Genomic DNA, 21,481 nt, shown 5'->3' with positions numbered 1-21,481 from the left:
GTTGGCGCTTGACGCGCGGCGACCCCCTTCTGTCGCCTTCGGCGACATCTCCCCCTCAAGGGGGGAGATTGCCAGCTCCGCCGCCGGCTCTCCTTTGCAGATGCTACACCTCGAGCATGACCTTTATGGCGCGGCGCTCGTCCATGGCGCGGTAGCCTTCCGCCACTTCGGCCAGCGGCAGCTTGAGGTCGAAGACCTTGCCGGGCTTGATCCTGCCCTGAAGCACGCGATCCATCAGGTCTGGCAGGAAGCGGCGCACCGGCGCGGGACCGCCCAGCATGCGCTTCTGGCCGAAGAACAGGCGCTGGCCGTCGAAGCTCACGCCGTGCGGCACGCCGACATAGCCGATCGTGCCGCCGGGGCGGGAGCAAGCCAGCGCCTGGTCGAAGGATTCGGCCGTGCCGACGCATTCCAGCACCGAATCCGCGCCGACGCCGCCGGTCAGCTCCTTGATGCGCGCGATGCCTTCCTCGCCGCGCTCGGCCACGATGTCGGTGGCGCCGAATTCGCGGGCGAGTTTCTGGCGGCTCGCGTGCCGGCTCATGGCGATGATGCGCTCCGCACCCATTTCCTTGGCCGCCAAGACGCCCATCAGGCCGACCGCGCCGTCGCCGACGACGACCACCGTCGATCCTTCGCGGACCTCGGCCGCGTCGGCCGCGTACCAGCCGGTGCCGAGCACGTCGGAGACGGCCAAAAGGTCAGGCACCAGCTCGGCGGGTGGAACCTCGGAGGTGGCGACAAGGGTGCCGTCCGCCAGCGCCACGCGGGCGTAAGGCGCCTGCGCGCCGCTCATGAACTCGCGCTGCTCGCAGGAGGACTGGAAACCGAAGCGGCAATGCGGGCAAGAGTTGTCGGAGAGGCAGAAGGAGCCGACGACGAACTGGCCGGGACGGACCGTGCGCACCTCTGCGCCGACCTCGACAACGACGCCGCAATATTCGTGACCCATATGCATGGGGCCGTCGACCGGCTGCAGCCCGCGGTAGGGCCACAGGTCCGAGCCGCAGATGCAACTGGCCGACAGCTTGATGATGGCGTCCGTCGGGCGCAGGATTTTCGGGTCGGCGACTTCCTCGCAGCGGATGTCGCCGGGCTTGTGAAGAACGGTTGCGAGCATTTTTGCTTCCTTTCATTCAATCGGGAAAAGGTCAGGCGGGAGAAAGGTCAGGCGCTGTAGTCGGCGTCGCTGACAAGTTCCAGCCAGTCCACCGCCTTGCCGTCCTTGGTCTCCTGGACGGCGATGTGGACCATTGCGGTACCGGGTGACGCGCCGTGCCAGTGCTTTTCGCCGGGCGCGAACCAGACGACGTCGCCCGGCCGGATTTCTTCGACCGGACCGCCCTCGCGCTGCACGCGGCCGAGGCCGGAGACGACGATCAGCGTCTGCCCGAGCGGATGGGTGTGCCATGCGGTGCGGGCGCCCGGCTCGAAAGTCACCTGCGCGCCCTGCACCCGCGCGGCGTCGAAGGGGTTGAAGAGCGGATCGATGCGGACCGTGCCCGTGAACCAGTCCGCGGGTCCCCTGCCGGAAGGTCTCGTGCCTGCACGAAGAATGTCCATGGTGATCTCCTTTTGGTTCGTCAAATGCGTTGATGGCTGCCGCGGACCGTCGCCGCGACGGCGAACAGCGCCGACCCAAGAAGCAGCAGCGCGCCGAGCGCGAAGGGGCTCCACCAGCCGGCGCTGTCGAACAGCAGTCCGCCCGCGAACGCGCCGAAGGTGATGGCGAACTGGATCAGCGCCACCTGCAGCCCCCCGCCTGCCTCGAGATCGTTCGGGATCACCTTGGTCATCCAGGTGTTCCAGGCGACCGGGATCGGCGTGGTGAACAGGCCCCAGAGGATCAGCAGGGCCGCGGTTGCGATTGCGAACGGACCGAGCGCGATCAATGAGAGCGCGATGATCGCCAGCGCCGTCGGCAGGCCGATTAGCACGGCGCCGAGATGCGTGCGAAGAACGAAACCGACCAGCGATGTGCCCACCAGGCCCGCAAGGCCGAGGCCGAGCAGGACCATCGACAGCGTGTTCACATCGAGGCCGGTGACGCCTTCGAGGAAGGGACGCAGATAGGTGGAGAGCGCGAACTGGCCCATGAAGGCGAGCGTGGTGGCGGCCATGCCGACGGCGAACACGCGATTGCCGAGCAGGCCGACCATTTTGCCGACCGAGGCCTGCTCCCCAGCCGGCATCCTGGGCAGGACGGCAAGCTGCCAGACGATCGCGGCAAGTCCGATCGGGACGACGCTGAAGAAGGCGCCGCGCCAGCCGATCAGGCCGCCGAGGAAGCTGCCGAGCGGCGCCGCGATCACCGAGGCGAAAGCCGTCCCGCCCTGCAGCATGGCGATCGCCTTGGGTAGGTCGGCGCCGGGCACGATGCGCGCCAGGATGGCGGTCGACAGCGACCAGAAGCCGCCGATCGACACGCCGATCAGGGCGCGGCCGAGCATGAAGACCAGATAGCTCGGCGCGAAAGTAATCGCCAATCCGGAGACCACGAGGACGGCGGTGTAGACGAGCACGACCGTGCGCCGGTCCAGCTGCGACAGCAGCGCGTTGCCGAACAGGCTGGTGAGGACCGCGAAGAAGCCAGAGACGGAGATCGCCTGGCCGGCCTGCCCCTCGGAGATGGCCAGTTCATTGGCGATGGGCGTCAGCAGGCTGACCGGCATGAACTCCGACGCCACCAGCACGAAGGTGAGCAGCGACAGGCACGTCACCGCTCCCCAGGCGCTTGGCGCTCTCACCAACTGGCTGTCGTAGGTTGTATCCATGTGTTCCGGCCCGCCGTCGAGCCCTCCAGTCGTTTCACTGGCGGCTATATAAATCACCGGCACTATCTCGATTAGCCGTTGCAATCTGCATGGACTTATCCATTCTTGATATGAATTGGCGTGAACTGGGAACGTTGCCATGCAGCGCGAGGATCTGAAGGATTTGCTGTGGTTCCTGGCGGTCGTGCGGGAGCGCAGCTTCACGAAGGCGGCGGCCGAGCTCGGCACCTCGCAGTCGACGCTCAGCCACACCATCAAGCAGCTCGAGGCACGACTCGGCGTGCGGCTGCTCACCCGCACGACGCGAAGCGTGGCGCCGACGGAAGCGGGCGAGCGGCTCTACCAGTCGCTCCTCCCGCGTTTCGAAGGCATCGAGGCCGACCTGTCGAGCCTGGTCGCCTTCCGCGACAAACCGGCGGGCACGGTGCGCATCACGCTGTCCGACCACGCGCTGCAGATGATCGTCTGGCCGAAGCTTGAGCCGGTGCTTTGCGACTATCCGGATCTCCGCATCGAGCTCTACAGCGACAACGGCATGCGCAACATCGTCGAGGAGCGCTTCGACGCCGGCGTGCGTCTCGGCGAAAGCGTCGACCGCGATATGATCGCGGTGCGGATCGGCCCGGACTGGCGGCTGGTGGCCGTCGCCTCGCCAGAGTATTTCGCCCGCCGCCCTCCCCCGAGAACACCGCAGGATCTGGTCGGACATGACTGCATCTGCCTGCGGCAGGCCACCTTCGGCGGGCTTTATGCCTGGGAGTTCGAGAAAAAGGGCCGCGAGCTTAGGGTCCGGGTGGAAGGCCAGCTCACGTTCAACACGACCATTCCCATGGTCGACGCGGCGCTAAACGGCTACGGCATCGCCTACGTCCCGGAAGACCTCGTCAGCCACCACGTCGCGGAGGGGCGGCTGAGGCTATTGCTCGACGACTGGAGCCTGCCCTTCCCGGGCTATCACCTCTATTACCCAAGCCGGCGGCAGCTCTCCCCGGCGATGGCGGTGGTCGTCGACGCGCTGCGGCATAGGGGCTGAGATGCCAGTGGAAACGCGCTTTTCGGCCCAGTTCCACGACGGAAGGATTCTGACAGGTCGCGGACAGGTCGTCAGCCGCGTTCGTTTTCGGTGAAACATCGCAAACGATCGGAATTGGCTGAAGCCTCTCACGTCGCATCTTAGTCCGCCTTGCCGAGAGCTTTCAGGCTAAATCGAATCTGCGCGCGCAGGCCCGCTTCGCTGTCTTCGCCGTGTTGAGGGCAGTGCTTGATAAGAATCGGATGGAGGAACGGCATGAACGCGGTGTTGACCGCACGCGCCGCCTCCGCGGGATCTTCGACCTTGAATTCACCAGATTCGATGCCCTCGCGGATAATCGCCTCGAAGATCGTCACCATCTGCTCGATGTGCGCCTTGATGATCGCCCAGTTCTCCTGCGTAGCGGCGACAATCAGGTCGTGCATGCGCTTTTCCCTGACCAGCATCATCTTGTTGTGGTGGTGAACGGCAGTCAGGAGGTGGCCGAGTTTCTCCATGGCCGGCGCGTTCGTGTGTGCGATCGCAAGGGCGATGTCAGCAACCTCGTTCACAACTCGCCCGCAGACGGATTCTTTGATCGCATCCCTGGAGGGGAAGAAACGGTAGACGTTTGCCGTGCTCATGCCGAGGTCGGAGGCGATATCGGCCACCGACGTCTTATGGTAACCGATGCGGCGAAAACGCTCCTCCGCCACCTCCAGAATGCGCGCGCGCACCTCGTCGGGATCAGTTCGCGTTCTGACCGGACGATTCATGGATATCTCCAGAACTGATGAATCCAACCTGCCGGGCTCGCGCGAACGATCGGTAGGCGGTAAGGTCGCGCAGCTGGCCTTGCCTACGTCAGGCAAAGCCAGCAGACGAAGTTGAACCTCTCCTCCGACAACAGCGCCCTATTCGGCAGCCATCGCTGTTTGCAATTCCGGTTCTTCCGTCGAAGCCTCATGGGTCACATCTGCAGTCGGCTTGATCCGGAACCACGCGGCATAGAGAGCAGGAAGGAAGAGCAGGATCAGCACCGTGCCGGCAGCCGTGCCGCCGATCAGCGTATAGGCCATCGATCCCCAGAACACGGAGTGCGTCAGGGGGATGAAGGCCAGCACGGCGGCAAGAGCGGTCAGGATCACCGGCCTCGTCCGTTGCACCGTGGCCTCGATGACGGCGTGATAGTCGTCAAGGCCGGCAGCACGGTTCTCCTTGATCTGCTCGGTCAGGATCAGCGTATTGCGCATCAGGATGCCAGCCAGCCCTATCAGGCCCAGAATGGCATTGAAGCCGAAGGGCTGGTTGAAAGTGAGCAACATCGGCACGACGCCGACGAGCCCGAGCGGTGCCGTCAACATGACCATGGCCATCGTTGAAAAGGATCGCACCTGCAGGATGATGACGATCAGCATGGCCGCGATCATGGCCGGGAAGACTTTACCGAGCGCGGTATTGGCCTTGGTCGCTTCTTCGATCGATCCACCCATTTCAATGCGATAGCCGGCCGGAAGGGATGCGATCAGCGGCTGAAGGGCCGTCATAATCTGCTTGGAGACCTCTGGAGGCTGGGTTGCCTCGTTGATATCCGAGCGGATCGTGATGACCGATGTGCGATCGCGGCGCTTCAGGATCGGCTCTTCCAGATGGATTTCCGAGTGACCGATCTGGTCGAGTGGAATCTGGCGGCCATCCCGGCTCATCAGCGAGAAATCCGATAGGCGCGACGGATCCAGCCGCTCACCACCGGCACTGCGTGCCACGATGGGGACATTACGAATGTCCTCGCGGACCTGCGTGACGGGGATGCCGGTGAGGAGGAACTGGAGCTGCTGGGCCACCTCGGCTGACGAAAGCCCGATGAGGTTCAGTCGATCCTGATCCGGAATGAAGCGGAGTACGGGCGTGCGGTTGCCCCAGTCGCGGTTGGCCTGCCGCACGTCCGGAACGCCCCGCATCACGTCGAGAGCCTTTTCAGAGATGGCGTACAGTTGCACAGGATCAGGTCCCATGACCCGGAACTCGACCGGGAACGGCGAGTAGGGTCCGAACACGAGCTGAGTGACACGTACATTGGCCTCGGGCGCGAGCCCTTGCGATACCGCCTCCCGAAGACGGTGCTTCAACACCTCGCGCGCCTCCGCGTCTGGCGTCAGCACGACGATCTTGGCGAAGGCGGGATCAGGCAGTTCTGGCGCCATCGCGAAGAAAAAGCGGGGAGCGCCTTGACCGACATAGCTCGTCACGATCTTGGCCTCTGGCTGAGCGCCCAGCCAGTGTTCCAGCTTCTCGACCGTAGCGGTCGTCGTCTCGATGCTGGTGCCTTCCGGCAGGCGAACCTCGACCAGCACTTCCGGGCGGTCGGATGTGGGGAAGAACTGCTGTTTGAGACCGCCCATGCCGACAACCGAAAGCGCGAAGACGATGCCGACGATAGCGCAGGTTACGAACTTGTGGCGCACGGCAAAGGTGATGAACCGTCGCAGGCGCCGATAATTCGGTGTGTCGTATATGGCGTGGACGCCGCCTTCGACCGGTTTGATCGCGGGCAGCATCTTCACGCCAAGATAGGGCGTGAAGACCACCGCGACGATCCAGGAGACGATGAGGGCGAACCCCACGACCCAGAAGATGTTGCCGGCGTATTCGCCGGCCGTCGAGCGCGCGAAGCCCACCGGCACGAAACCGGCGATCGTCACGAGCGTGCCGGACAGCATCGGCGCGGCGGTGTGGCTCCACGCATAGGCCGCCGCCTTGATGCGGTCCATGCCCTCTTCCATTTTCACCACCATAACCTCGATGGCGATGATGGCGTCGTCCACGAGAAGGCCAAGCGCCAGGATGAGGGCGCCGAGCGTGATGCGGTCGAAGAACCGGCCGCTTTCCAGCATGATGAGGAACACGACGGCAAGCGTCAGAGGGACGGCAGCCGCCACGACGATGCCGACGCGCCAGCCGAGGCTGAGCAAGCTCACCAGCAGCACCACGCCGAGTGCCATCGCGAACTTCATCATGAACTCGTCCACCGCCGAGGAGATGTTGACGGCCTGGTCGCTGACCTTGGCCAGCGTCATTCCTAGCGGCAGCGTCTGTGCGATAGCTGCGGACCTCTCTTGCAGCGCCTTACCGAGTTCCAGACCATTCCAGCCCTCCTGCATCACCGCCGCAAGCATGATGGTCGGCTCGCCCTGGTGTCGGATGACGTAGGTGGCAGGATCCTCGTAGCCGCGCCGGACCTCGGCGACGTCGGAGAGCTTCAGCGTTCGTCCCGCGGCGACGATCGGCGTGTCGGCGATCGCCTGGACACTGTCATAGGCACCGTCAACCCGGATGAAGATCTGAGGCCCCCGCGTGTCGATCGAGCCAGCCGGTGTGACGGTGTTCTGCCGTTGCAAGGCGGCGACAATATCCTGCGCCGACACGCCGAGGGTCGCCAGCTTGGCATAGGAAAACTCGACGAATATCTGTTCGGGACGTTCACCGAGGATGTTGATCTTCTTGACGCCGGGCACATGGAGAAGGTCCTGGCGAATGGTCTCGGCTTGCCTCGCCAGTTCCCGCATCGGCATGCCCTTGGCCTTGAGGGCATAGAGGGCGAAGCTCACATCCGAATATTCGTCGTTGACGAAGGGGCCGAGCACACCAGGCGGCAGGTTGCGGGCTTCATCCCCGAGCTTCTTACGGGCCTGGTAGAACTCTTCCTGCACGCTGGACGGCGGTGTGCTGTCCTTCAGCGTGACCGTCAAATACGCATAGCCTGGCCGTGTGGTCGTCTCCACACGGTCGTACCAGGTCAACTCCTGAAGTCGCTTTTCCAATGGTTCGGCGACGAGGTCCTGCATCTCGCGCGCCGTTGCGCCCGGCCACACTGTCGTGACCGTGAGTGTCTTGATGGTGAAGTTGGGGTCTTCCGCCCGTCCGAGCATGACAAAGGCGTAGGCGCCAGCGGCGACCAGGAGGAGGATGAAGAACAGTGTGACGGCCCGTTCGCGGACCGCGATCGCGGAAAGATTGAGGTCCATGGTCAGTTGCTCCCGCTTTCGGAAGCAGTCCTCACGCGAGCGCCCTCCTTCAGGAGATGAGCGCCGAGCGAAACAATCGAATCGTCAGTGCTCAGTCCCGAAATCACGGCGGTTTCACTGGTCACACGAACCAGGTTGACGGGCCGAAAATGGACGGTCGAGGTAGCGCGATCCAAGGCCCAAACGCCGGTCTTGCCACCGTCATCGAGCACCGCTCCCAACGGCACCTGGACTTCCGGTTGGCTCGCCTGGCTTGCAATCCGGATAGTGACGGTCGCGCCCAGCGGTGCTGCCGCGGCTTCCCCATCGAGCACATAGCGGGCCTCATAGGTACGGGTCTGGGGATCGGCGGCGTTCGACAACTGCCGCAGATGCGCCATATAGCGCCTGTCGGCCCCGTATACCCCGGCTTCGGCCGCCGAGCCGATCGCCGGTCGGATTGTTTCGGGAAGCGCGACCACCGCTTCGCGGGGACCGGCCTGGGCGATCCGAACCACTGTCTGGCCGGCGGAAACGACCTGTCCCGGCTCGCCAAGCGTTTCGACCACCGTTCCATCCGCGTCCGCCACCAAGACCGAGTAGGTCGCCTCGTTCTCCGCGACCTTCGCGTCCGCTTCCGCGGCGGCAAGCTGTGCCGTGGCAGTGTCCAGCGTGGCCTTCGCCTGCTCGTAGCGCTGCGGGGTTGCGGCCAGTCCGTTTTTTACCAAAACCGCATAGCGCTTTTCGTCCGCGCTCGCCTGAACCAGGACGGCGCGCGCCGCAGCGACGGCGTTGCGCTTCGCCGTGAGCGCCAGCCGCAGATCGGTCTCGTCGATTCGCATGAGGGGTTGGCCCGCCTTGACCTGCTCACCGACATCCACAAGGCGCTGAACGATCTTGCCTGGCACGCGAAAACCGAGGCTGCTTTGTACCCTCGCCCCAATGATGCCGGTGAAGCCACGTTCGGAACCGGTCACCCGCGCTGCCGTCACCAGCCTGACGATCGGTGGGTCCTGCCTCGGGTCACCCGCGGCAGCGGTTGCCTGCATGCGAATAGGAAGCGCGACGAATGCGGCCACCCCTAACCCCGCGAGCAGGATGCTCCCTAGCCCAATAACAAGTCTCTTTTTCATGCCCGTCGCCTTCGATTGCGGTTCCATTCAGGCCGCGGTCCCTGCCCCGGGCCGGCGCTGCCGACACGAGCGTCGGCCGGCAGCAAGCAGGCCGCGGTTTGCACAGCAGTTCAGTAGCGCACCTCTCGCAGATGCGTGGCGGTCTCGGTCGACACCGTCACCTTCTCGCCGGACCTCGAGAAGGCGTAGAGCGAATCCTGGTAGCCGGGCATTGAGAAGGCCACGGAGTCGCGGTCGGCGAGGGCCATGACGACGCGCAGCGGATCGCCTCCCCCCTTCGGCGCCAGCGTGGCAGTGACCTCTAATAGGCCGCCGTCGGCGGGGACGTAGTAGGCCACCATGTCAAGGTTTCCCTTATGAAGGCTGCCGGCTTGGATGGGGTGTCCAATGGTGGCTTCCTCGGCAACGGCCGGGGTCGTCAAAAACGGCGCGGCCAGGAGCAGCGCGCCCAGGGTCATGCGGATCATATCGTTTTCTCCTTCAATAGATTATGGATGACATCTATATGCGCCATATAGATTTCGATCGCAATCTAAAACAGGCAGTTCACGAAAACGTGATCGACGTGGGAAACCCCTTCGGCAGGCGACTCCGCCTCAACGGAGTGCCCGATGATGACTCGGGCAAAGCCAGCGTCGCTGGGAACAGCGAGAGCTAAGGTCCTGCTGATCATCTCCCCTTGATAGATTGCATTCGACTTCTATATGTGCTCTAAGATGTCGAACGAAATCTAAAAGGAGACCGATATGCGCGTAAGTCGCACCCAAGCCGAGGAGAACCGCCAAACCGTGATCAATGTCGCAAGCCGGCTTTTTCGGGAGCGCGGGTTTGATGGCATCGGCCTTAAGGATCTGATGAAAGGCGCCGGACTGACCCAAGGCGCTTTCTACAAGCAGTTCGCATCCAAGGAGGACTTGGCTGCACAGGCATCCAGGCGGGCATTGCAGAGCGCCGCGAACCGGTGGTCGGCTGCGGTCGCTCAGAAACCTGAGGATCCGCTTGGCGCGGTGATCGACTTCTATCTCAGCACTGGCCATCGCGAAGAAAAGATGGACGGCTGCCCGGTCGTGGCGCTCGGCTCGGATGCGGCCAGACAGGGCGTCGAGGTGAAGGCGTCATTCGAAGCCGGAATCAGGGAATATCTCGAGATGCTGGGCCCTTGGGTTGGCCAGGCCGACGGCGAGGAATCCAAGGGCAAGGCCATTCTCTCGATGATGGTCGGCGCGGTCGTCCTCTCGCGCGCGGTCAACGACGAGCAGTTGTCGAAGCAGTTCCTGGATGCGGCCGCTGACGGTGTGCTGATGATGTCGTCCGCCGGCAATGCCCGACAAGAGCCACCCCAATGACGATGGGTCCTCCAACCTCCATCACCGAGTTGACGGGGTGCTCCGGGTTCGAGCTTGTTGCCGGGCTGGCCGACGGGAGTATCCGCCGCCCATCAATGGCGGAGGCGCTCCCATTCACCTTGCTTCCGCCGGAGGAAGGCAAGGTCGAGCTTCTGGTCACCCCCGAGCCGCGTTTTTGCAATCTGACGAATAGCATCCATGGCGGCTGGACCATGACGATGCTCGATACCGCCATGTCGCTTGCCGCGCAGACGACCCTCGCCCCTGGCGAATTGTGCCCGTCGCACGAAACCTCCGCCAAGTTCGTCCGCCCAATACCCGTCGATTCCGGCGTATTGTGCGTCATCGGCCATGTCGTTTCGCGCGGCCGGACCGTCATCACGCTGGCGGGCAGGATCGAGGATTCGCAAGGCAGGCTCTACGCTCATGGCACGTCGACCTGCCTGATCTTGCGCGCAAGGCAGTGATGTCCGCACGAAATGGAGCTGCGGCGCCGGCCTCGCCAGCCGCGACTGAATACCAAACAGGAGTATCGATGCGACGGGTTGTTGTTACAGGCATGGGTGCGGTCACGCCCCTGGCTGCAGGTGTCGAAACATCGTGGGCGCGCCTGCTGGCCGGTCGTTCGGGCATCCGCAGGCTTCCTGACGAAATGGTGGGAGACCTCCCCGCGAAGGTCGGCGGCGTGGTTCCCTCGCTGGAAGAAGACCCCGAAGCCGGCTTCGATCCGAATGCTTTCCTGGCGCCGAAGGACCAGCGTAAAGTGGACCGCTTCATTCTCTTCGCCCTGGCAGCGGCGGAAGAGGCAATTGCTCAAGCGAGATGGAAGCCGGCCTCAGAAAATGATCGGGTCCGCACCGCGACGATCATTGCATCAGGCATCGGAGGCTTCCCCGCCATAACCGAAGCCGTGCGAACGGTCGACCAGCGCGGTGTTCGCCGTCTTTCACCGTTCACGGTGCCATCCTTTCTGGTGAACCTCGCGGCGGGCCACATCTCGATTCGTTACGGCTTCAAAGGTCCGCTCGGCGCGCCGGTGACTGCGTGCGCGGCCGGTATCCAGGCGATCGGCGATGCGGCTCGTCTTATCCGCGCCAACGAAGCCGACATCGCCACATGCGGCGGAGCGGAAGCATGCATGAATGTCGTCAGTCTTGGCGGTTTTGCAGCGGCTCGTTCTCTTTCGACCTCCTTCAATCACCGTCCTGATCAGGCCTCTCGTCCGTTCGACATATCGCGGGACGGTTTCGTCATGGGCGAAGGAGCCGGCATCCTGGTCATCGAGGAATTGAGCCATGCGCTCGCGCGCGGTGCGAAGCCGCTCGCCGAGGTCGTCGGCTATGGCACATCGGCGGATGCTCATCACGTCACGTCCGGTCCCGAAGATGGTGATGGCGCGCGCCGGGCCATGGAGACCGCGATTGCCCAGGCCGGCATTTCACCGCGTGAGATTGGCCATCTCAATGCGCACGCAACCTCTACTCCGGTCGGCGATCTGGGAGAAATCGAGGCGATCAAAAGCGTCTTCGGCACAGATTTCACCATAGCTGTCAGCGGGACGAAGTCGGCGACCGGACACCTGCTCGGCGCCGCCGGCGGGCTTGGCGCGATCTTCACCATCCTGGCGCTTCGGGACCAGGTGGCACCACCCACTCTCAATTTGAGCGCTCCCGATCCAGCCGGTGACGGAATCGATTTCGTTGCTAACCAGGCGCGGCCAATTGAGACGGATTACGCCATCGCCAACGGGTTCGGCTTCGGCGGCGTCAACGCCAGCGCCTTGTTCCGACGCTGGGATGAACATGCCGATCGCGCGAGTGCCAGCGTCACATGATTGACGCCTCCGCTCCAACATTTCGCACTTCGTCCCACTCCAATCCAAAGAGAGAAGTGATTTCCATGAGCAAGACCAATCCTGGCGTCGCCATCGTCACGGGGGCATCCTCCGGCATCGGGCGCGCGACGGCCAACACACTGAGCAGCGCGGGCTTTCGTGTTTTCGGAACCAGCCGTCGCGCTGTCCCTGAAAAATCCGACGGCATTACGATGCTGACCTGTGACGTGACCGACGACGCGTCCGTATCAAAACTGGTCGACGAGGTGCTGACCGAGGCCGGGCGCATCGACCTGCTCGTCAACAATGCCGGCATGGGCCTGCTTGGTGGTGCGGAGGAATCCTCGACCGCACAGGCCCAGGCTCTGTTCGACGTGAACGTCTTCGGCGTCATCCGGATGATCAACGCGGTGCTGCCGACGATGCGGCGTCAAGGAAAGGGCAGAATCGTCAACTTGAGCTCGGTGCAGGGGTTCATCCCCGCCCCCTATTTCGCGCTCTATTCGTCGACCAAACATGCCGTTGAAGGCTATTCGGAATCGCTTGACCACGAACTGCGACCGTTCGGAATTCGCGTCGCATTGGTCGAGCCGGCCTATACCCACACATCGTTCGAAGACAATCTCGTCAGGCCGGACCGGTTGCTCGATATCTATGACGCCGCGCGCGCCGGCATGGCCATAGCCGTGCGGAAGGCGATGGAAAAAGGCGACACGCCCGACGTAGTGGCCAACACCGTTTTGGCGGCCGCGACCGATCCCAGCCCGAAGCGGCGCTATGCGGCGGGAAAGATGGCGCGCCAGGTCAGTGTCCTGCGCCGTTTCGTCCCCGCATCCGCATTCGACAAAAGCCTGCGAAAGCAGCTCGGGTTGCCGGTCTGATCGCTCAGGCAGCGCTGCCGGTTCGGCGCGAGGGGAGCCGCGCGGGATCAAGGTCGGCTTTGGCGGCAGAACTCTCGAAATGCCTCGGTTCGAAGGCAAGCGCATCATGCATGGGAAGTGCTGCCGAGAAGAGAAAACCCTGCGCGATCGTGCAATCGAGCGAGCGCAGGATCAGGCGATCGGCGTCGGTTTCGACCCCTTCCGCCATCACCTCTATTCCCAGCGTTCGCCCGAGATCGATGACGGCTCTGACGAGAGCCTGATCTTCGACGGACTTGGCCAGATCGCGAACGAAGTCCTTGTCGATCTTGATCTTGCGGATACGGCTGTCTTTCAGTGAAACCAGGGTCGAAAAGCCGGTGCCGAAATCATCCAGCACGATCGATATGCCCGCGTCCGCCAGGCGCTCCAGCTTTTCGTCAACCCGGTCGCGATCCACGGGCGCCTCTTCCGTAATCTCGATCTCGAGCATGGCGGCTGGAACATTCTTCGTCTTCAAGATGTCCAGTATCAAATCATCAACACTGCCTGCCTCGAGTTCGCGCGGCGACAGATTCATCGCAACGCGCACATCCTGGCGCCCGCTCTTCGCGAGCTCTTCGATCATCGAGCAGCAATTGAGAAATACGGTCTCGGTCAGCAAGGACAGCAGACCGGTTTCCCGCGCCGCCGTGACGATCTCAGGCGGGGGAATGGCCCCATGGACCGGGTGTCGCCAGCGCAGCAGTGCTTCGAAGCCGACGACTGCATGCGTGTCCAGCCGCACGATGGGCTGGAACCATGAGCAAAGAGCGCCTGCTTCGACGGCTCCGCGCAGATCGCGCTCGATGCAGTGCTTGCGTTCGAGCCCGTGATCGAGTTCGGCATCGAAGAGGCAGTATTCGTTCCTGCCGCTGCGCTTGGCCGCATAAAGCGCGAAATCCGCGCGCAGCAGCATCTCCGTCAATTGCGGTTTCTCCGACACGTAGATACCGATCGACGCGCCGACGCGCACCGAATTCAGCGCCGGATCCGGATCCGCGATGGCCGCAATGATCAAGGATGCAAGTCCGTCGGTCGAATGCCGGGACCCGCTGGCGGGAAAGAGCAGCACGAACTCGTCCCCGCCGATGCGCGCGATCGTTGCCCCCGGCGGCGCACGGTTCTCTATCCTGCGCGCCACCCGAACCAGCAGGTCGTCGCCGATATTGTGGCCATAGGTGTCGTTGACGGATTTGAAGCCGTCGAGGTCGATCAGCATGGCCACGAACGGACCATCGGAATGCCCGAGCTGACCGATAGCCTGCTCGAGCCCGTACCTGTTGAGCAAGTTCGTCAGCGGATCGCGCCTGGAGTTCAGTTCCATCCGGGCAGCGAATTCCCTCGCCTCGTATTTGAGGCGGCTCGTCTCGCAGAAGCGGGCCTGTCCGAGAAGCGAGCTTCTGATCATTCCTGCGAGAAACAGCAGGATGGTGAAGCCAAGGACGTAATTTTCAACATTGCCCTTCGCCAACACGCATCCGGCGGCGAGCAGAAGCGGCAGCGTCATGAAGTTGATCGAAGCCGGCGCGTATGATGATCCGTAGGTGACCGAACCGGCCGACAGGCCTGCGAGAACGATCAGATAGAGCGGCGCCTGGGGCGTGGTGTAGCCATCCGACAGCACGGCCAGGAAAGACCACGCGATGCCGGACGCCAGAGCCAACAGCCCGTAAAGAGAAAGTCGGGCGGCGACCGGCTTCAGCCGATTGTCGGGATTGTCCGGCTGGGCGGGAATGTCGGACTGGGCGATGGCAAGTCCTATGCGCGTGCCATTTATGACGCTGACCGCTGCAAACCACAGCACCGCCGCAAGGCCGGCGCCAGACAGCAGCTGAACGGCCAGGATCAGGACCGAGAGCACTGTGCCGATGGGCATCGAGATAAACAGCCCCATCCTCAGATCAGCGAACTGATCCCGCAGGATTCCCGCTTCCACGGATTCGCTTTGCCCCTTGGGCGTGGAACCCGGGCCAGGCTGCTTGGAATGTCTCATAATGCCAAATAGCTAATGGAGCGGAATGAAAATCACGTTAAGGATTTCAGCAGCTTATGGCGCGTTCGCTCGACTGACGGCTAAAGCGCGTGGCGTTGAAAACGGATTCAGGCGACGCGCTTTAGGCCTTTGTTTTGATGCATGCTGCAATGCCTAAATAACCAACCGCCGGTTGACTGCAGCTGCCGTCGGCAATATTGATTTAGCGGGGATTAATTTGGGGTGGTGGCAAAGCAAATGCCTGCGGGGGCGGATCGTGCCATTTTTTGGCGCGATGCAGTACAATTTATCGACTTAGCGAAAGTTGCGGCGTCGTTCGTACGCCTACACTCGCATCAACTGCCGGACCGTCGCTCATTCATTTGGCGGCGTCTCAAGGGCTGCAATCTCGCGCGCCGGAAAGCCGATGCACGTGCGGTCTGCGGCTTCGACGAAACATTTGTCGAGTGGGACGCCGGGGATGCCCCCTCCGTCTTCCGGCTACATGACAAGCGTGTCATCCGACGACCCGGCGCCTGGGCGACGGAGATACTGCCTCTTTGGCACAAACCTGCCGATCACCGCTGCGCCATGGCGAACGAGAAGATCCCGCTTGGCGAAATAGCGGCCGCTCCACCTCGCAGAAGGGCGGATCAGAAGGTGAATATTGTGCCATGAATGTACCCAGGAATCTCGGTCACATCTGGATTGGGCCCAAGGTCGCTCCGGTAGAGTGGATGCAGACGTGGATCGACAGGCACCCCAACTGGAACTACACGCGATACGACAATGTTTTCTTGAGCGGCGGGACCTTTAGGACTCGGCCTCAGATCAACGAGTACATGAAGCGGGGATGGTATGCGGGTGCCGCAGATTTGTTGCGGTATGAAATACTGTATAAATATGGCGGATACGTCGCCGGCGCAGACAGTATTTGTGTTAATCCCATCGATGATTTGTTCGACGACGGTGGCAAACTCTACACCGTCTATGAGAACGAGTTTCTAAGGGGACAACTGGTTGCCCCCATCGTGGCGTCAGCGCCAAACCATCCTTTCCTGAAGGAAATCATCGACCGTCTGTCAGAAGTACCGCCGCAGCAGCTTGATCATCCTTGGCGCCAAACAGGCAACCTTTTCGTTGCTGAGCTCATAGAAGAACTCCGCCCCGAGATTGTTATCTGGCCGTCTCACACCCTTATTCCAGAGCATTTCCTTGGTCGAAAATACACCGGGTCAGGGAAAATATATGCCCATCAGAAATTCGGAGAAACAACGGGCGCTTACAGATTCAGATCTCTATTTGCCAAAATTCGCGAAATTCCCCGCTCGCTCTATGCGTCCTCCGCAAGGAAAAAGCTAAGGGCTCTGAAGGCGTCGGCGGCCAAAGACCATGGATAGCTCTTCTTTTCGTGCAATCGACTTTCCCAACCTGGGCGTATTCGTTCTTACGGTAGAGCCGCCAGGCGGGACCCGCAGGACGCACGCCGCCAACGAATTGGACCGCGTCGGCATTTCCTTTGATTTCGTGCAGGGCATCGATCAAAACAGCGCCGACATTGACCGGGCATACTCACGCCTTCTGAATTTGGCTCTTCACAAGCGCTCACTTACGAGGGGCGAGATTTCCGTCTATCTCGGACATCGGAAGATCTGGCAGGAAGCGATGTCCAGAGGGCTGGATTTCGCGTTGATTTTTGAGGACGATTTCAAGATCTGTAATGACGAGCAATTCATTCTGGCGATAAACGATGCCATTTCTCGCCGAGACGTATGGAGCATCGTAAAGTTCTTCGATTTCAACCATAAGAAAGTAGTTGAGTCGGTCAAGATTGGAGCAACGCAGTTGGTCGGATACAAATACCCGGCCTCGGGTGCGGTAGCCTATCTGATCAACAGGCAGGCAGCTCAATCGCTTCTACATCGCCGTCATTTGTTCAGGCCTGTCGATGAGGACTTTTCTCATCCGTGGGAGTTTTCCATGCGCGTGTGGTCGACTTCTCCCAATCTGGTCGACGAAGTAAGCTTCGAACTCGGTGGATCCATTCTGGAAAGAGAACGATGCGACCTGAGACGCAGGAGGGTTGTAGTCCGGTCCATATGGGGGAATTTCCTGCAGGCGAGGAAACTCGTGCGGTCGCTTTGGTATCGCCGAGCGAGTGCGGCTAACGTGCGGGAGACCGTGAACGCAGGTTGTCGTGAACGACCCGGCCAAACCTATAAAGACGCCTGACTACGGCGACGCGCACGGATTCGCCACGGTCACGCACCCCTTGCCGATCGGGATCTTGCTGCGACGCGCGGCATTCCCTCAACGCGGAAGCAATTGAGAAATCTCGAGCCGCGGCGAACAAACAGCGCAAATAGCGCAGATTGGTCATCTGACAGGGTTGATTGCTCCCAATCGTGCGCGGCGCAGTTACGGACCGCCGCGCACCCTGCCCGGCGCGCGGCTGCCTTGGTCGCGACAGTATTCTTCAGCCCCGGATGCCGGCCGCGATTGCGATCGCTCCTTACAGGTCATGCATGCGGCGATCAGCGTTTGGGCAATCCCGCCCAGATCAAGGCTTCGACCACCTGGTCCGCCCATTCCGGCGTGTTCCGGAAGATAGGCAATGCCCGGTACCGCTCGATCGTGAAGCCCGGCTGAGCGGCGAGCAACTTTTGCGCGGCCCAGCGGGCTGTCTCCAGGTCGCCGCTCATCGCCGACCAGGCGGCGAGATATCGATAGGACATGATGATGTCGGGATGGGCGGCGACGACCTCGCGGGCGATCGCGACAGCCTCGGAAAGGGAACCTGTCTTGGCCATGGCGGTGGCCATTCCCAGCCTCATGTTGAATGTAAGAGGGTCCATGGGGCTTAGTGTCATCGCCCGCTGGAATCGTTCCCAAGCCTGAGCGGCTTCACCCTTGTAGATCGCGATCCAGCCATGGCGAGCCCATGCCCACGCGTTGTTCGGGTCAAGGCTGAGGGCCTTTTCGATAAAGGAGGCGGCACGCTCCTGTTCGCCGGCCATGCTCAATGCCGAGCCGGCGGCGGTCAACGCGGTTGGATCGTCGCCGATCGACCCGGCAGCCTCAACCGCCGCGAGCGCCTTTTCCAGCTCCCTTTCCGGCTGCTCGGCCCACAGATATGCGGCGTTCGAGGCGTGGCACCATGCTAGGAGCGCATGCGCGCGGCCATAGGCCGGATCGATGGCGATCGCTTTCTTGAGCAGCTCTATCGCCTGGTCGTTGGTGTCCTTGCGGCGGCCCCAAAGGTTCGGGAAGGCCCGCATGACGAGGTCATAGGCCCGCAGGCTGGCCGGCGGCTTGCGCTTGGCCAGCTCGATCTCGGCGCCGCGGATGGCCGGATGGATGGCACCGGCCACCTGCGCCGCGATCCTGTCCTGGAAGTCGAAAACGTCCACGGTCGCGCCCTCGTAGCGCTCGGACCACAATTGTGTCCTCGTCTCGGCATCGACCAGCTGCACGGAAATGCGCAGGCGGTCGCCGCCCCGCCGCACGGTGCCTTCGACCACGTAGTTGACGCCGAGCTCCCGGCCGACCTCACGCACGTCGGCGAAACGCCCCTTGTAGGTGAAAGCGGACTGGCGCGCGATGACGAAGAAGTCGCGGATGCGCGAAAGCGCGGCGGTGATCTCCTCGACGACGCCGTCGGCGAAATACTCGTCATCCGCACCGCCAAGGTTGTCGAAAGGCATCACCGCCACCGACGGCTGGTCATGCGGCCTCGCCGACGCGGCGATGGGCTGGGCCGGCTGGGCGGTACCGAGCGTCGACGCCGTCTGGCGATTTCCATCCCGCATCTGCAGCGACGCCGCCAGCGACTGCGTCTGAGCCTCGGGTTCCACGCCCAGATGCTTCTTCAGCAGCGCGCGGCAGCTCTCGAACTGACGCAAGGCCGCGTTTTCATGGCCCCTCGCGGCATGGATGCGCATTAATGCCCGATGCGCCGGCTCCGCGGTCGAATCCGAGGCAAGCAGCCTTTCCGCCAGCCCTTCGCAAGCGGCTTCAACCGCTGATCCCGTTTCGGGAGGCGCAAGGCTCAGACGCTCCACCAGTTGCTGCGCCTTCTGCCGGTATTTCGCCTGATAAGGGCCGAACCATTCGTCCAGTCCGTCGGGAATGGCTTCGCCCGCAAGCACATCGCCACGGTAGAGATCGGCCGCAAAGGCGAGGTCCGCCGTCTTGCCTTCGGCGAGCTTGCGCTCAAAGAGCCAGATATCGGCTTCGTCCGGGCCGGCCGTCAGCGCTACCGTCTCCTGATCTCCATCGATGGAAATGGCCGCATTGCCGGCGGCCGGAAACCACCGCCTGATATCGGCCAGCGCCTGGCGCAGGCTGTTGCGCGACTGCGCACCGCCTCGTCCCGACCAAAACCCTTCGCAGAGCCGTTCGCGAGGGTGGCCGCGGCGGCCCGCCAGGACCAGGGCGGCGAAAAGAAGCGCCGACTTGCGCGTTGCGAAGCGAACGGGCTGGCCGTCTGCGGATGTCACCTCGAGACCGCCAAGCAGCCGTATACGCACGACCCCTCTCCAGATTTCGAACGCGCCGGCAGAATAGCACCTTCGGCGGTCGATTTAACGCGGATTTAACGGCGGTCCGCCGGACTTGCCGAAATGGTTCACGCCCGGCCGAACAGCCGCAAATCGCGTGTGTGACAAGCTCGGACCGTCATCTGGAACGGGAGAGCAAAATGGCTCACACGGAAGCTCACACGGAGACCCGCACATCGAAACACCGGCTGCTCGGCTCAGCGTCGAAGGGCATGGCCACAGCGGCCGCTGCCTTCATGGCGTGGCGGCGGACCATCGCAGGGCGCAGGGCGATAAGGGACATGACGCCCGATCAGTTGAAGGACATCGGCTGCCCGCAGCCGCCTTCGCCAACGTTCTTCCTCAGCGTCGGCGTCGGCCTCATGACCGATCTGATGTCGATGAGGTAGGCCGGCAAAGGTTGGAATGACCGCCGGCGCGACTGCCTGAGTGAGCCGATCGGCCGCCCGGCGCGCGCCTGTCCTGGCGTCCACGCCACGAGATGATCCCTGAGGTGATCTTGCCGCGCCGCGCGATACTTCCTCAACGCGGGAGCAGTCGAGAAATCTCGACCCGCGGCGCGAAAAAGCAGCGCAAGTAGGGCTGATTGGTTATGACGTATCTGTTCTCGCAGATATGGTATTGGCCGTCCGGCGATTCCTGCACCCGGTCTCGCGGGATATTGAAACCATCGGGCAAATAAGTATAGCCGCCGTCGGCCCTGGACCGCACCGAAGACTGAGGTATGGCGCGGCAATCAGAACCGCCGCAACACTTGAACTTCGTCACCGGGTCAATCTTGTCCGTGTACCAATCATGGGCGTTGGCGCCCGTTGCGGCGGCAATGCACATGGCTATGACGATGAACCTTCGCATGGCATCCCTCGAAAATACGGAAGGCGCTGCTCGTTCGAGCGTCAATGTATATTAGCGTTCCGCTAAGAATGCCACCGGGCTGAGAATGACAAACGTGAGAGAGGCACGCTGTTGACAGCTCCTGCGGCCCAGGCAATCGTCTTCGCTGTGCTCGGCTAGGAAGAAAATCTTGAGCGCTTCGAAGTCTCCAGCCTACCTCAACGCTCTCAGGGCCTTTGAAGCGAGCGCCAGGCATGGGAGCTTTTCCGGCGCGGCCGGCGAGCTCAACGTCACCGCCGCCGCCGTCGGGCAGCTGGTGCGGGGGCTGGAGGACTGGCTTGGCGTGCCGCTGTTCCGCCGCAGCGCGTCCGGCAGATCGCGCCTCGTGCCGACCGAGGCGGCGCTCCGCGCGCTTCCCGAAATCAAGGACGGCCTCGATCGGCTGAGCCTCGGCCTCGAGCGTCTGCGCGAGGCTACGACGAGCGGCGTGCTCACCGTCGCCGTCAGCCCGGCATTCGCCGCCAAGTGGCTGCTGCCCCGCATCGATCGCTTTCACGCCCGGTGGCCCGATACGGACGTTCGGCTCGATACCGGCCTGAGGCTGGTCGACTATGCCGCGCACGGCATCGACATCGGCGTGCGCTACGGAGCGGGCCGGTGGGATGGATATACGCCGGAAAAGCTGATGGACGAGGAGGTCTTCCCCGTCTGCTCGCCTGCCCTGCGAGACAGGCTCGGCCTGAACGAGCCTGCCGACCTCAGTCGCCACACGCTGATCCACGACCTTTCCGTCGATCCCGGCATAGGCTTTACCACCTGGGAGATGTGGCTGCGCAGCGCCGGCGTTGAGGCAGTTGCCGCGCGGCCGCGCCTCAGGATCAACAATTCCGCGGCCGTGCTGCAGGCCGCGGCGGAGGGACAAGGCATCGCGCTGGCGCGCAACATCATGGCGCAGGAGGACATCGCCGCGGGGCGGTTGGTGCGGCTTTTCCCGGACATCGAAGTCCCCTCCATGCTCGCCTATTACGTCGTCTACAGGGCCGACCGCCCGCTTGCGCCCAAGGCCGAGCCGTTTCGGCGCTGGCTTCACGAGGAAGCGTCTGGCGCATAG

At 62.7% G+C, this 21,481-nt stretch carries 19 protein-coding genes; 9 read left to right on the top strand and 10 right to left on the bottom strand.

The window, feature by feature from the left end:
* Positions 1-103: 103 nt before the first annotated feature.
* The 3 genes from AC4FWB_RS13535 to AC4FWB_RS13525 are packed head-to-tail and all read right to left on the bottom strand — an operon-like array spanning position 104 to position 2,774.
* Positions 104-1,120 (bottom strand): zinc-dependent alcohol dehydrogenase family protein, encoded by a 1,017-nt coding sequence (locus tag AC4FWB_RS13535; protein ID WP_491026582.1) that lies wholly within the window; start codon positions 1,118-1,120, stop codon positions 104-106.
* A 47-nt stretch (positions 1,121-1,167) separates the two neighbouring features.
* On the bottom strand, positions 1,168-1,563 hold the full coding sequence (locus AC4FWB_RS13530; RefSeq protein WP_491026581.1) for a (R)-mandelonitrile lyase: 396 nt from the start codon (positions 1,561-1,563) through the stop codon (positions 1,168-1,170).
* 20 nt (positions 1,564-1,583) lie between these two features.
* Positions 1,584-2,774 carry an MFS transporter gene (locus tag AC4FWB_RS13525; protein WP_491026580.1) on the bottom strand — a complete coding sequence of 397 codons (1,191 nt, stop codon included), beginning with the start codon at positions 2,772-2,774 and terminating at the stop codon, positions 1,584-1,586.
* A gap of 139 nt (positions 2,775-2,913) precedes the next feature.
* Here AC4FWB_RS13525 and AC4FWB_RS13520 point away from each other — a divergent pair, with 139 nt between their 5' ends.
* The gene (locus tag AC4FWB_RS13520) at positions 2,914-3,807 is read left to right on the top strand and encodes a LysR family transcriptional regulator (RefSeq protein ID WP_491026579.1); all 894 of its coding nucleotides are present in this window, start codon (positions 2,914-2,916) and stop codon (positions 3,805-3,807) included.
* A gap of 140 nt (positions 3,808-3,947) precedes the next feature.
* Here the strand turns inward: AC4FWB_RS13520 and AC4FWB_RS13515 are convergent, their stop codons facing one another.
* The 4 genes from AC4FWB_RS13515 to AC4FWB_RS13500 form a co-directional block, all read right to left on the bottom strand.
* Positions 3,948-4,562, bottom strand: a complete 615-nt coding sequence (locus AC4FWB_RS13515) for a TetR/AcrR family transcriptional regulator (RefSeq protein ID WP_491026578.1) — start codon at positions 4,560-4,562, stop codon at positions 3,948-3,950.
* 138 nt (positions 4,563-4,700) lie between these two features.
* Positions 4,701-7,811, bottom strand: coding sequence for an efflux RND transporter permease subunit (locus AC4FWB_RS13510; protein WP_491026577.1), 3,111 nt, complete (start codon positions 7,809-7,811; stop codon positions 4,701-4,703).
* A gap of 2 nt (positions 7,812-7,813) precedes the next feature.
* Positions 7,814-8,923, bottom strand: a complete 1,110-nt coding sequence (locus tag AC4FWB_RS13505) for an efflux RND transporter periplasmic adaptor subunit (RefSeq protein ID WP_491026576.1) — start codon at positions 8,921-8,923, stop codon at positions 7,814-7,816.
* Between the two features lie 110 nt (positions 8,924-9,033).
* The gene (locus AC4FWB_RS13500; RefSeq protein WP_491026575.1) at positions 9,034-9,390 is read right to left on the bottom strand and encodes a hypothetical protein; all 357 of its coding nucleotides are present in this window, start codon (positions 9,388-9,390) and stop codon (positions 9,034-9,036) included.
* A gap of 279 nt (positions 9,391-9,669) precedes the next feature.
* Here AC4FWB_RS13500 and AC4FWB_RS13495 point away from each other — a divergent pair, with 279 nt between their 5' ends.
* The 4 genes from AC4FWB_RS13495 to AC4FWB_RS13480 all read left to right on the top strand — a co-directional run bounded on the left by AC4FWB_RS13495 (position 9,670) and on the right by AC4FWB_RS13480 (position 12,984).
* Entirely contained in the window at positions 9,670-10,269 is a 600-nt protein-coding gene (locus AC4FWB_RS13495; protein WP_491026574.1) for a TetR/AcrR family transcriptional regulator, read from the top strand.
* Positions 10,266-10,736 (top strand): PaaI family thioesterase, encoded by a 471-nt coding sequence (locus AC4FWB_RS13490; RefSeq protein WP_491026573.1) that lies wholly within the window; start codon positions 10,266-10,268, stop codon positions 10,734-10,736. The genes AC4FWB_RS13495 and AC4FWB_RS13490 overlap by 4 nt, the downstream gene beginning before the upstream one ends.
* A 68-nt stretch (positions 10,737-10,804) precedes the next feature.
* The gene (gene fabF / locus AC4FWB_RS13485; protein WP_491026572.1) at positions 10,805-12,103 is read left to right on the top strand and encodes a beta-ketoacyl-ACP synthase II; all 1,299 of its coding nucleotides are present in this window, start codon (positions 10,805-10,807) and stop codon (positions 12,101-12,103) included.
* Positions 12,104-12,168: 65 nt separating this feature from the next.
* Positions 12,169-12,984, top strand: coding sequence for an oxidoreductase (locus tag AC4FWB_RS13480; RefSeq protein WP_491026784.1), 816 nt, complete (start codon positions 12,169-12,171; stop codon positions 12,982-12,984).
* A 4-nt stretch (positions 12,985-12,988) separates the two neighbouring features.
* Here the strand turns inward: AC4FWB_RS13480 and AC4FWB_RS13475 are convergent, their stop codons facing one another.
* On the bottom strand, positions 12,989-14,512 hold the full coding sequence (locus AC4FWB_RS13475; RefSeq protein WP_491026571.1) for a putative bifunctional diguanylate cyclase/phosphodiesterase: 1,524 nt from the start codon (positions 14,510-14,512) through the stop codon (positions 12,989-12,991).
* Between the two features lie 1,202 nt (positions 14,513-15,714).
* On the opposite strand from AC4FWB_RS13475, the gene AC4FWB_RS13470 reads away from it, so the two are divergent.
* The gene (locus tag AC4FWB_RS13470; RefSeq protein WP_491026570.1) at positions 15,715-16,377 is read left to right on the top strand and encodes a glycosyltransferase; all 663 of its coding nucleotides are present in this window, start codon (positions 15,715-15,717) and stop codon (positions 16,375-16,377) included.
* Positions 16,370-17,209, top strand: coding sequence for a glycosyltransferase family 25 protein (locus AC4FWB_RS13465; RefSeq protein WP_491026569.1), 840 nt, complete (start codon positions 16,370-16,372; stop codon positions 17,207-17,209). The genes AC4FWB_RS13470 and AC4FWB_RS13465 overlap by 8 nt, the downstream gene beginning before the upstream one ends.
* 302 nt (positions 17,210-17,511) lie before the next feature.
* Here AC4FWB_RS13465 and AC4FWB_RS13460 read toward each other — a convergent pair whose 3' ends face one another.
* Complete coding sequence (locus AC4FWB_RS13460) at positions 17,512-19,506, bottom strand: BTAD domain-containing putative transcriptional regulator (RefSeq protein ID WP_491026568.1); 1,995 nt, start codon at positions 19,504-19,506, stop codon at positions 17,512-17,514.
* Positions 19,507-19,676: 170 nt separating this feature from the next.
* On the opposite strand from AC4FWB_RS13460, the gene AC4FWB_RS13455 reads away from it, so the two are divergent.
* Entirely contained in the window at positions 19,677-19,925 is a 249-nt protein-coding gene (locus AC4FWB_RS13455) for a DUF1127 domain-containing protein (protein ID WP_491026567.1), read from the top strand.
* A 133-nt stretch (positions 19,926-20,058) separates the two neighbouring features.
* Here AC4FWB_RS13455 and AC4FWB_RS13450 read toward each other — a convergent pair whose 3' ends face one another.
* The gene (locus AC4FWB_RS13450; RefSeq protein ID WP_491026566.1) at positions 20,059-20,391 is read right to left on the bottom strand and encodes a hypothetical protein; all 333 of its coding nucleotides are present in this window, start codon (positions 20,389-20,391) and stop codon (positions 20,059-20,061) included.
* Between the two features lie 169 nt (positions 20,392-20,560).
* Between AC4FWB_RS13450 and gcvA the strand changes: the two genes are divergently transcribed.
* Complete coding sequence (gene gcvA, locus AC4FWB_RS13445; protein WP_491026565.1) at positions 20,561-21,481, top strand: transcriptional regulator GcvA; 921 nt, start codon at positions 20,561-20,563, stop codon at positions 21,479-21,481.

It is taken from the genome of Mesorhizobium sp. LEGMi-168a (assembly GCF_058312955.1).
This window is presented reverse-complemented; position numbering and strand designations above follow the sequence as displayed.